Raw genomic sequence first — 10,812 nt, forward strand, 5'->3', positions numbered from 1 at the left:
CCGTTTACTCGCGGGTAGCGTCAGCAGGTGCCCTCACGGCCGTCCGGCGGGAGCGAGCGACCAGGCTCACGCCGGCAAGGCTCAGCACCAGTGCGACAAGGATCGTCCATGTCGGCAGGGCGGCGCCTGTCGCCGCCAGTCCCCACCAAGGTGAGTCCGAGTATCGGATCTCAACGGTCCCCTGGACAGTTACTCCCTGAGCGGTGACCGCGGTGTAGCGGATCGGCGTCGGATCGCCGTCGAATCCACTGGCCGGCGTGAACGTAATCACGCCACTTTCGGCGTCGACGGTCCACACACCTTCGCCTGCAACCTCAAAACGAGTCACTTGAGCGCCAGCCGCGTCGATGATTCGAACGGTAGATGGGTCGAGATCGGGCTTCGAGTCGCTCGGGTCAACACTCACGGTGTCGCCGCGCTCAGCCTCGGCAAGGATGGCGTCCACCACAACGATCGGCCGAACGGTGACCGTCGGCGTGTACACCGCCGTCACCAGCGTGCCGTTGGCATCCGCAATCTGATAACGGATCCCCGTTGCTGTGCCGAGGAACTCACCCTCGGGGGTGAAGACGATGCGCCCATCCTTGAGCTCGTAAGCTCCTTCACCGGCCACGACGATCTCGGACTGTGGTGTTCCGTCGGCGTCGAGCAGAGTTAGCGTCGACGCGTCCAACGGTACCTCGCGGGCTCCGGCGGTGTCATTCGCTACCGGGTCAATGGTTTGTTTCGCACCCTGCGCGCCCGTGGTGGCATCATCGACCGCGACGGGGGTCGGGGCAACTACCGTCACCGTGAGGGTCGACTCAACGGACCGACCCGCCTCGTCTGTGACGCGATAAGGCACCGCAGGGGTCACGCCGGCAAACAACGCGGCCGGGGCGAAGGTGATCTCGCCAGTTGTTTCGTTGACGGTGAAGGTACCTTCGTCTGTCACGAGGGAGGTCACCGGTGTGCCGCCGTCGAGCAGGCGCACAGACGCGGGATCAAACGGAGATCCGCCAGTCACATCATTACCGAGGACAGGGACAGAGACGGGCGTTCCGAACTGTGTTGTTCGGGTGTCGGGGTTCGCGGCCGGCTGCGGCACGTTGACACTCAGGGTGTGGTCTTCGACCTCACCATTTGTCGCGGCTCCCGATGGAGAAGCGACTGCGTCCGCGGTGGAGGCGATGCGCAGACGCTGGAAGGTGAATGCCCCGGGCGGAGTGGCCTGCACATCAGCGGGAACCGTCCAGGACAGCGCGGCTGCTCCAGCCGCGCACGTTGCCTGGGCACGTTCGTCAGAGTCGAAAGTGCCATTACGGTCCCAATCGATCCAACCGCCAACGGTGCCCGTTCCAACGCAGCGAACCGACAGCGGGTGGATCTGGCCAGGCACGACAGAGATTGTGGTCCCTGCCGCGAAAGCATCCTCATCATTCACATTGCCATACGAAACCTGAACATCGAGGTCATCTGCTCGGGCGTCCGCACTGGTGAACGGCTGCACGTCGGGGTCAACGCTCGCACCGAGCCTCGGGGTCGGCAGCAGAGGCGTTGCCAATTCAAACGCCGCGTCATTCGTACGCACCGCTGGTCCCTCTGGAATCTCACCACCGGTAAACGTCGTGGTCAGGCCGTGTGAAGCCGAGCCGTAGCTTGCCGGGGCGTCGGAACCCTCAAAAGATGCCACGACGCCCAGCGCGATAGCCTCACGGCCGTTTCCCGTAACAGTTACATCGGTGGCGGAGGTAACGCCGTCCATGAAGGCGACGTTGACAGGACTTCCTGCCGTGCACTCCCCCGTTGAGGCAAGAGACAACCGGTTTTCGGTATCGGATACAGTGCGGCTAGCGAGGATGCTGTTGGATTCGCATGCGGTGCTTCTGGCGCGATCGATCACTCGCCAGGTTCCGCTCGGTGCGATACTCGCCGCAATCAACTCGTTGGGAGCGGTGCTTTCGGCGTCAGCCATTACGAGACCCGCGAGTGGGTAGGGCCTTCCCTCCAGGCTGGCGGAGCAGGAGAAGTCAAACTCGATGCTGTTCGCCTGCTGGGTGAATAGCCCGATCGGCATGGTGTTCGAGGTTCCTGTGCCGCCACGGTTATACAGGTCGTCCAGCATGTCGCCGCTATAGACGCCCGGTCGGTACGGAGCGAGCCAGTCACCAGCCCCCGTCCCGCGCTCCCGAGTCATGTTGGCGATGGAACATGTCACGGCGAACGGCTGACCGAGGATCGTTGTGGTATTTGTCTGCGTCGTCCCTGTATTGGGGACCGCTTCCCATTCGAACCAGAACACGGAGTCGTTGTATCGCCCCGTTCCCTGCGAGGCGTGCTGCGCCTGTGCGGGCATCGCGACGAGCGGAAGCGTAAGAATCGCGAGAACGATCGCGGCGATCACGCCCCGGGCGGTTTTCGGGCGGGGGGCAGATCGGTGTCGCGTGTTCACTTATTGGCCTTCCAAAACGAACTAAAATCGCGGCGTGGGGGGAGGTCGCCGCGTCAATACCGGGGAAAGTATATGAGAGCCCCAGCATGGATGCGAACGCATGTACCCGGGTACCCGGGGTACATAGCGGTATATACACCCTCCGCTCCCCATAACTGGGGCCAACGGGCACATCGAGCTCGACGCTGTGCGTCAAATGGATCCCGATGAGAGCAGTCCACTCCGCCAGTTCGCCGTGGCCGTACTCGGCGGCCTTCGTGAGTTGAGGGTGGACGAGGCCCACGCCCTCGCGTGCCCGCCTGGCTGGAATGGATCGGGTGGAGCGGGAACCTAAGGTCCCACCCGTCGACCCAGAAACCGCCGAATCCGTCGACGAGCGACCCGCGCTGCCTTCTCGAGGTGGCAGCTGCTCGCGGACTCCGCCGCACATGACCGGCCCAGGTCACGCCACTTATGGACAGTGCCGCAGCACATTCTTCCGTGCCCAACATCAAACTGGCCGCTGAGTTTCACGGCCGCACCTGACCGACCACTACCGAGTTCGCTCTAGAGCTGATCTCGCGCATCAGGTCGACCGACGTGTCGTACTACTGGTCACCACACGGCGGGGTTGTGATGTGACCGGCCAGTGCGTCGATCCCCTATCCGCCGAGCCTCGCGAGGTCTAACATCCGTTCCATGAGACACGTGCTTGCGGTTGCGTGCACCCTGATGATGCTTGGTCTCTCGGCGTGCACAATGCCCGAGCCCGAGCCGACCCCGGGTCCGACTTCGAGCCCGTCGAAAACTCCGCTTCCCACACCGAGCCCAAGTGCGGAACCGTTGACGATGGTCGGATGCGAGACGCTGCTTCCGATCGAGCAGGCGCGATCGTTCTTCGCCCAGGACACCGAGTTCCTGGGCGAGCGAGCGCCAGCAGCGCCAAACGGGTTGTTCCCTCTCGCAGAAATCGACGCCACCCTCGCGACCGCATCCCAGGCGACGCAATGCTCGTGGGGTGTGCCCAATTCCGATGGCGTCTTCACGCTGCATGTGGCGGAGGTGACGGCAGACCAGCGAACCACTCTCGAGACAGCGCTCTCCGACGCGGGATTCTCCAACGTGACCTTCGAAAGAGTCATCAGCTTCGAAATGGCCAGCGAGAACGAGGTAGGGACAACGGCCGCAACCCACCTGTTCACCGCAAACCTGTGGATCATGAGCAACGCAAACACACTCAGCACGACGGCACCCGTGGCAAATGCGGCGCTCGAGGCTCTCCGCGCCGCAAACCCAACACTCGAGCCGTAGCGCGGAAAATCACAGCACGTTACAGCGTGCGCGCGAGCCGCTCCCCCGCCGCGCGAAGCCAGCGCAGCGTGTCTGTCATGGCTGCGTCAGAGCTCCCCGCAATCTCGGTCAGCGACACGGTCGCTGCGAAACCCACAGGCTCAGCGCTGATGGCACCGGCGACAAGCATCGGTTGGGCCGAACCGGCAGCAGCGAGCGCACGCACGTACGACGGCACCTTCCCCGCATCGGACTGGCCATCGAAACGCCCCTCACCCGTCACGACAATTGAAGCGGATGCCACGGCGTCCGCCGCGCGCACCACCTCACCAACCGCATTCGCACCTGCCGCGAGCGTCGCACCCCAGGCCAGCATGCCAAATCCGGTTCCGCCCGCCGCCCCTGCACCGGGGGTGGCCGGATCGGCGGACAGCAGCCCGGCCAGCCGGACCAGCCCGGCGTCGAGCGCGGCAACATCGGACGGCGTTGCGCCCTTCTGCGGCCCAAACACGGCTGCGGCCCCCTCAGCACCGAGCAGTTCAGATGTGACGTCACTGAGGATGACAGCGCCGCCCGAAGGAAGCTGCCTGAGCCCGCCGAGATTGACCGATGCGAGATCAGCGAGACCGCGCCCGCCGTTGGCGATCGGTTCATCGTCTGCGTCGAGAAAGCGCGCACCCAGCGCGGTCAGAGCTCCGACGCCGCCGTCGGTCGATGAGCTTCCTCCGATCGCCAGGTAGACCCGCTCTACGCCGGCATCGAGCGCCGCAGCGATTGCCTGGCCAAAACCTATCGTGTGCGCGTCGACCGGAAGCAGCGGGCTCAGCAGCGTAATTCCGCTCGTTTCGGCGAGTTCGACCACCGCAGAGTTGTCAGGCAAGCGAATCCAACTGGCGTTCACGGCCCGTCCGTCAGGCCCATGCACCGTCACTGGTACCCGCTCGGCACCTGGCACAGCGATCTCGAACGCGTCGAGAGTTCCCTCGCCACCGTCAGCAAGTGGCATCCGTATGAGAATGTCACCAGGGCGAGCGGATGCCCACCCTTCGGCGAGCGCGTCTGTCACCTCGATGGCCGTCGCGGTGCCTTTGAACGAATCGGGCGCGATCACAACGGTGTGGCGTGTCATACGTCGACAGTGCCAGAAAGCCGCGTGGCCCCCGCGCGCGCGACCGGCGGCGGACCGGCGGACTCGCGCACCACGAGAGTCGGGGAAATGCGGGGCAGGTCGGCGGCTTCTTCATCTCGGAGGACAGCGAGCAGTTCCGTCATGATGTCTCGGCCGAGGCCGTCAAAATCCTGCCGCATCGTCGTGAGTGGCGGCGCGAAGTGCTCCGCCTCCGGAATGTCGTCGAATCCGATCACGCTCACGTCCCCCGGCACCCTCCGGCCAGCCGAAGTGAGCGCGTGGATCAGACCGAGCGACATCTGGTCGTTGCCGACGAACACGGCTGTCATGTCGTGATCGTCAGCGAGCACCTGCCCGTGCCGGTATCCGCTCGCCGGCGTCCAGTCACCAACGAGGTGCTCACGCGCGACGAGGCCGGCCGCTGCGAGTGAGTCCCGCCAGCCGCGAACGCGTTCGGTGGCATCCGTCGAATCGAGTGGACCGGAAATGTGTCGGATCTGGGTGTGACCGAGGCCGATGAGATGATCGACAGCGGCCCGCGCGCCCGCGTACTGGTCGAGGGCAACGCTGTGCACACCAGGGCGCCCGCCGGCGTCGACGGCGATCAGCGGAACACCCAGCTCGATGCTGAGGATAGCGTCGAGTGCGCCAGCGTGCGCGGCGATGAGCACGATGGCCTCGACATTCTGGCGCAACAGCAGTTCGACAGCCGCTCGAAGTGAGGCAGCGTCTGAGTCAAGCATGCTGGCCATGCTCACGGCGTACCTGGCGTCACGCGCCGCGTCATTGAAATGGAGCGCCGTTGATGAGGGACCGAAGTCGGGGTTTCCCGTCGTGATCAGCCCGATCGTGCGCGACCGCCGGGTGACTAGGGCACGTGCCGCCTGAGACGGCGTGTAACGCAGCTGCTTGATCGCCTTCTCGACCCTTTCGCGGGTCGCCGGCCGAACATTGGGCAGGTCGTTGAGCACCCGTGACACCGTCTGGTGGCTGACACCGGCGAGGCGTGCGACGTCGAAGATGTTGGCGACGCGCGCCTTCTCGTCCTCGTTCGTCACCACGTGGGCCCGCTCCCGCCTGGCGACTGTCGCCCGTTCATTCGATTATCTCGTTCGAGGGACCTCGGTAAGAACACGGTGGCCGCCCGGTCACGTCCGTCTCGCGGTCAGCACCTTCTGGAGGAAGATGAACACCAGGAGCAGTGCGCCGATAAAAATGCGCGTCCACCACGAGGTCAGATTGCCGTCGAAGGTGATGAGCGTCTGGATGGTGCCGAGCACGAGCACTCCAAGAACCGATCCGAGAACGAAGCCATAGCCGCCTGCGAGCAGGGTGCCACCGATGACGACAGCGGCGATGGCGTCGAGCTCAGTGCCGATCGCGGTGAGTGCGTACCCCGACAGTGTGTAGAAACTGTAGAGCACACCGGCGAGACCGGAGCAGAAGCCGCTGATCACGTAGACAAGCACCTTGGTGCGTGCGATCGGAAGACCCATGAGGACACCGGATGCTTCACTTCCCCCGATCGCGTACACAGTTCGACCCAGTCGTGAATAGTGCAGCACCACAACGGCGACGATCACGACCAGCACGGCGAGGATCACACTTGGCGTGATGCTCAGCCGTGGTGCGAGCGGGATCCGGGTTTGAGCGAGGGCTGTGAACACCGGGTCAGTGATTGAGATCGTCGTCTTGCTGATCACGTAACAGAGACCACGGGCGAGGAACATCGCTGCGAGGGTCGCTATGAAGGGCTGGATCTGGAAGTAGTGGATCATCAACCCGACGGCGAGGCCGAGGAACGATGTCGCCAAGAGGATGAGCGGAATGATCACCCCTGGAGCCCAGCCAGCCTGGAGCAGGCTCGCGGCAATCATCGTCGACATCGCCAGGACTGCCCCAACGGAGAGGTCGATTCCGCCGGTGAGGATGACGAATGTCATGCCGACCGCGAGCACGATGAGATAGGCGTTGTCGATGAACAGGTTTGCGATCACCTGTGGATTCGTGAAGCCGCGATAGCGCGTGGCTCCGACGGCGAACATACCGACGAGCAGCACGGCCGTGACGATGACCGGACCGTATTTCGGGTTTGTCAGCCAGTCACGGACCCGCCCCGCCGCGGTCGCGATCGGAGACGACGGAGTGACAACAGTTGCGCTCATGCCGTCACCGCCTTCCCGCGACGGCGTGCGTTTCGGCGCCGCGCAGACTCGATCAGTTCGGTGGTGCGCGGCGATTGGAGCAGGCACACCACAGTGACGACAGCGGCCTTGAACACCATGGTGGCAATCGGCGGGATTCCAACCGTGTAGACCGTTGTGACCAGGGTCTGGATGACGAGCGCTCCGATCAGTGTGCCGAGCAGCGAGTAGCGGCCTCCCGCGAGGGAAGTGCCACCGATCACCACCGCGAGGATGGCGTCGAGTTCGATGAACAGCCCTGTGTTGTTGGCATCGGCCGCTGTCTGGTTACTCGTGAGCACGAGTCCGGCAATGGCAGCGCACAGCGCCGTGAAGACGTAGACCGCGATTAGCAGGCCCCTGGCCCGGACCCCGGCAAGCCGCGACGCCTCCGGGTTGATGCCGACCGATTCGATCATGAGGCCAAGAGCCGTCCGGCGCGTGAGCACGAGAGCAAACACGAAGATGGCCGCGGCGATGAGCACAGAGATCGGCAGGCCGAGGAAGAACCCTGAACCAATTGCTTTGAAGGGCGGACTGTTCACCGTGAGAATCTGGCCCTCGGTGATGAGCATCGCAACTCCACGGCCAGCCGTCATGAGGATCAGTGTGGCGATGATCGGCTGGATCCCAACGACCGCGACCAGGAAGCCGTTCCAGAGACCAAGGACGAGGGAAATCAGCAGGGACACCACGACTGCGACCGTGACGGTGGCCGGGCTGGCCGGGTCACTCGAGCCGAGAATGATGGAGCACGCCACGGCTCCCGAGATGGCGCAGACCGCTCCGACCGAGAGGTCGATACCCCGGGTTGCGATGACGAGCGTCATACCAACGGCGATCATCAGCGTCGGTGAACCGTTGCGGAGGATGTCGATGAGGCTGCCGAAAAGGTGCCCGTCACGAATCTGTACGGAGAAGAACCCAGGGAAGGCGAGAAGGTTGATGATCAGGAGCACGAGGAGCATCACAACCGGCCAAAACAGCCGGTTCGCCATAATCTTGTTCACGTTCATGCCACAGCCTCCGTCGTGGCACCGTCGGCGATGATCGCGAGCAGATTGTCTGTGGTGAGGTCGTCGTTCTCGATGTCGGCCACCATCCTGCGGTCGCGCATCACGGCGATACGGTGACTGAGCCTCAGCACCTCCTCGAGTTCCGCGGAGATATAGACGACGCTCATCCCGTTCTCGGCCAGGTTTGAGACGAGCTTCTGGATCTCAGCCTTGGCGCCGACGTCGATGCCGCGAGTGGGTTCGTCGAGGATGAGCAATCGGGGAGCGATCGCGAGCCACCTGGCGAGGAGCACTTTCTGCTGGTTTCCGCCCGATAGGTTCTTCAGCAGCGCATCCGGATTGGCCGGGCGGATGTTCAGGGCGTGGATGTAGCTCTCCGCGAGCTCATCCTGTCGTTTTTTCGGGATTGGCCGAAACCAGCCACGGTCCGCCTGGAGTGCGAGCGCGATATTGTCGCGGACCGTGAGTTCGTCGAGGATTCCTTCTTCCCGACGGTTCTCACTCGAGTAGATGATCCGGTCTCGGATGGACTGGCGTGGGGTACGAATGCGCTTGGCCTTTCCCTCGACTTCGAGAGTGCCGACATCCGCTCGATCAACGCCAGAGAGGATGCGAGCCAGTTCGGTGCGGCCGGAACCGAGCAGACCGGCCAGTCCGACGACTTCGCCTTCGTAAACGTCGAGGTCAAGCGGTTCAATGGAGCCCTTGCGACCGAGGCCGATCGCACGAACGTACGGCGTCAGTTCCGTCTCGTCGAGATTTTGCAGGCGGGTCTTGCGCTCGAGGTCTTCGAGCACGGTCAACTCCTTGCCGATCATCTTTTGGACGAGTTCGATTCGAAGGATCTCTTCCGTCAGGTATTCGCCGACCAGTTTGCCGTTTCGGAGCACGGTGAGCCGGTCAGAGATCTCGTACACCTGGTCGAGAAAATGGGAGACGAAGAGAATGGCGACGCCGTCGTCCTTGAGTTCGCGGATGATGCGGAAGAGTTCCTGCACCTCGTCGGCGTCGAGGCTCGATGTCGGCTCGTCGAGGATGAGCACCCGTGCGTGGACGCCTGTCGCGCGTGCGATCGCAACGAGTTGTTGCACGGCGAGGGAGTGAGAGCCGAGTCGGGAGTTCGGGTCGATGTCGAGGTGCAGTTTCGTGAGCAGCTCGGCGGCGCGCGCCCGGGTGGCACGCCAGTCGATGAGACCGAATCGGCGCGGCTCCCTGCCAAGCATGATGTTCTCGGCGACCGTCAGGTTGGTGAGAAGGTTGACCTCCTGATAGACGGTCGAGACGCCAGCGGCCTGGGCCTCTGCCGTGCTGTGAAACGACACCTCGTCCCCCGCGAGCGTGATGACCCCACTGTCGATGCGGTACACGCCAGTGAGCGCCTTGATGAGCGTGGACTTGCCCGCGCCGTTCTCGCCAAGAAGAGAATGCACTTCACCGGGGAACATCCGGAAATTGACGCCGTCGAGGGCCTTCACTCCCGGGAACTCGATGGAAATGTTTTCCATGCTGACGGCTGGCTGCTGATCGATCATGACCCTGCTCTCTGCGCTGAGGGGTGGGATTTCGGCACTGCCGGAACCAGGCTGGAGTGCCCGGTCCCGGCAGTGGGAGGTGTGCTAATAGATGTGATCAGTACTGACGGTCGGGCAGAGCTTCGATCGCCTGCTCCTGGGTGAAGGTGGTTTCCTCAGTGATGATTCGCTTTTCCACCTCTTCGCCAGCGACGACCTTCTCCACAATCTCGACGAGCTGCTTACCGAGGAGCGGCGAGCATTCAACGATGAAGTTGATCTTGCCGTCGGCGAGCGCCTGCATACCGTCCTTCACGGCGTCGACGGTGATGATCTTGATGTCGGTGCCAGGCACGAGGCCTGCCGCTTCGATCGCTTCAATCGCACCAAGTCCCATGTCGTCGTTGTGCGCGTAGATCACGTTCACATCGGGGTTGGACTTGAGTAACGCTTCAGTGACCTGTTTGCCACCCGCGCGCGTGAAATCGCCGGTTTGCGAAGCGACGACCTGGAACTTCTCGTCGGCCGCGATGACGTCGGCGAAGCCTTCAGCGCGGTCGAGTGCTGGAGCTGCACCGGTCGTGCCCTCGAGCTGGATGATGTTGACCGGGTCCGTTGAGTCGGCGTACTCCTCAACGAGCCACTCGCCCGCTTTCTTGCCTTCTTCGATGAAGTCGGAGCCGAGGAAGCTGACATAGAGCGAGTCGTCCTTGCTGTCGACCGCGCGGTCCGTCAGAACGACCGGAATCTCGGCGTCCTTTGCTTCCTTGAGCACTGCATCCCAGCCAGACTCGATCACTGGAGAGAACGCGATGACGTCGACACCCTGCTGGATGTAGGAACGGATCGCTTTAATCTGGTTCTCCTGCTTCTGCTGGGCGTCCGAGAACTTCAGCGGAATGCCCGCTTCTTCGAACGCCGCCTTGATGTCAGTGGTGTTCGCGGTGCGCCATCCGCTTTCGGCGCCGACCTGAGCGAATCCAACGACGATGTCGCCGGGGTCTTTGGGCCCATCAGACTCGCCGCCACCCGACTGTGCGCACCCGGTGAGCGCGAGGACCAGGACTCCAATGGCAGCCACTGGACCAAATATCTTCTTCACAACCAAACCTCCTTGTTCGGCCGGCGTGACGCGAACGAGAGCTGTGTCTGTCGCCGGTTGACCAGTGCGTTCTGGTCATGGCTGGAATGTTAGCGCTCACAATCAGTCGAGCGCAATGACTCAGTTGTGGTCCGTTATCAGATTGTGAGCGATCACAGTTTGCCCGGGTTC

Annotated in this window: 8 protein-coding genes; 1 reads left to right on the forward strand and 7 read right to left on the reverse strand. The window is 63.2% G+C overall.

Annotation, left to right across the window (positions count from 1 at the left end):
• Positions 1 to 4: 4 nt before the first annotated feature.
• A complete protein-coding gene (locus D9V28_RS12700; protein WP_147440999.1) occupies positions 5 to 2,431 on the reverse strand; it encodes a CshA/CshB family fibrillar adhesin-related protein in 2,427 nt (808 codons plus the stop codon).
• Positions 2,432 to 3,109: 678 nt separating this feature from the next.
• Between D9V28_RS12700 and D9V28_RS12705 the strand changes: the two genes are divergently transcribed.
• Positions 3,110 to 3,721, forward strand: coding sequence for a hypothetical protein (locus tag D9V28_RS12705; protein WP_147441001.1), 612 nt, complete (start codon positions 3,110 to 3,112; stop codon positions 3,719 to 3,721).
• A gap of 19 nt (positions 3,722 to 3,740) precedes the next feature.
• Here the strand turns inward: D9V28_RS12705 and D9V28_RS12710 are convergent, their stop codons facing one another.
• The 6 genes from D9V28_RS12710 to D9V28_RS12735 all read right to left on the reverse strand — a co-directional run bounded on the left by D9V28_RS12710 (position 3,741) and on the right by D9V28_RS12735 (position 10,641).
• Entirely contained in the window at positions 3,741 to 4,829 is a 1,089-nt protein-coding gene (locus D9V28_RS12710; protein ID WP_121660100.1) for a glycerate kinase, read from the reverse strand.
• The gene (locus D9V28_RS12715; RefSeq protein ID WP_229728003.1) at positions 4,826 to 5,890 is read right to left on the reverse strand and encodes a LacI family DNA-binding transcriptional regulator; all 1,065 of its coding nucleotides are present in this window, start codon (positions 5,888 to 5,890) and stop codon (positions 4,826 to 4,828) included. The genes D9V28_RS12710 and D9V28_RS12715 overlap by 4 nt, the downstream gene beginning before the upstream one ends.
• Before the next feature lie 87 nt (positions 5,891 to 5,977).
• Positions 5,978 to 6,994, reverse strand: coding sequence for a galactofuranose ABC transporter, permease protein YjfF (yjfF, locus tag D9V28_RS12720; RefSeq protein WP_121660101.1), 1,017 nt, complete (start codon positions 6,992 to 6,994; stop codon positions 5,978 to 5,980).
• Positions 6,991 to 8,028, reverse strand: a complete 1,038-nt coding sequence (locus D9V28_RS12725) for an ABC transporter permease (protein WP_220700498.1) — start codon at positions 8,026 to 8,028, stop codon at positions 6,991 to 6,993. Before D9V28_RS12725 ends, yjfF begins: the two co-directional genes overlap by 4 nt.
• Positions 8,025 to 9,560, reverse strand: coding sequence for a sugar ABC transporter ATP-binding protein (locus D9V28_RS12730; protein ID WP_121660102.1), 1,536 nt, complete (start codon positions 9,558 to 9,560; stop codon positions 8,025 to 8,027). The genes D9V28_RS12725 and D9V28_RS12730 overlap by 4 nt, the downstream gene beginning before the upstream one ends.
• A 97-nt stretch (positions 9,561 to 9,657) precedes the next feature.
• Complete coding sequence (locus tag D9V28_RS12735) at positions 9,658 to 10,641, reverse strand: ABC transporter substrate-binding protein (protein ID WP_220700499.1); 984 nt, start codon at positions 10,639 to 10,641, stop codon at positions 9,658 to 9,660.
• Positions 10,642 to 10,812 lie beyond the last annotated feature (171 nt).

The organism is Mycetocola zhadangensis, from assembly GCF_003668565.1.
Taxonomy (GTDB): Bacteria; Actinomycetota; Actinomycetes; order Actinomycetales; family Microbacteriaceae; genus Mycetocola_A; species Mycetocola_A zhadangensis.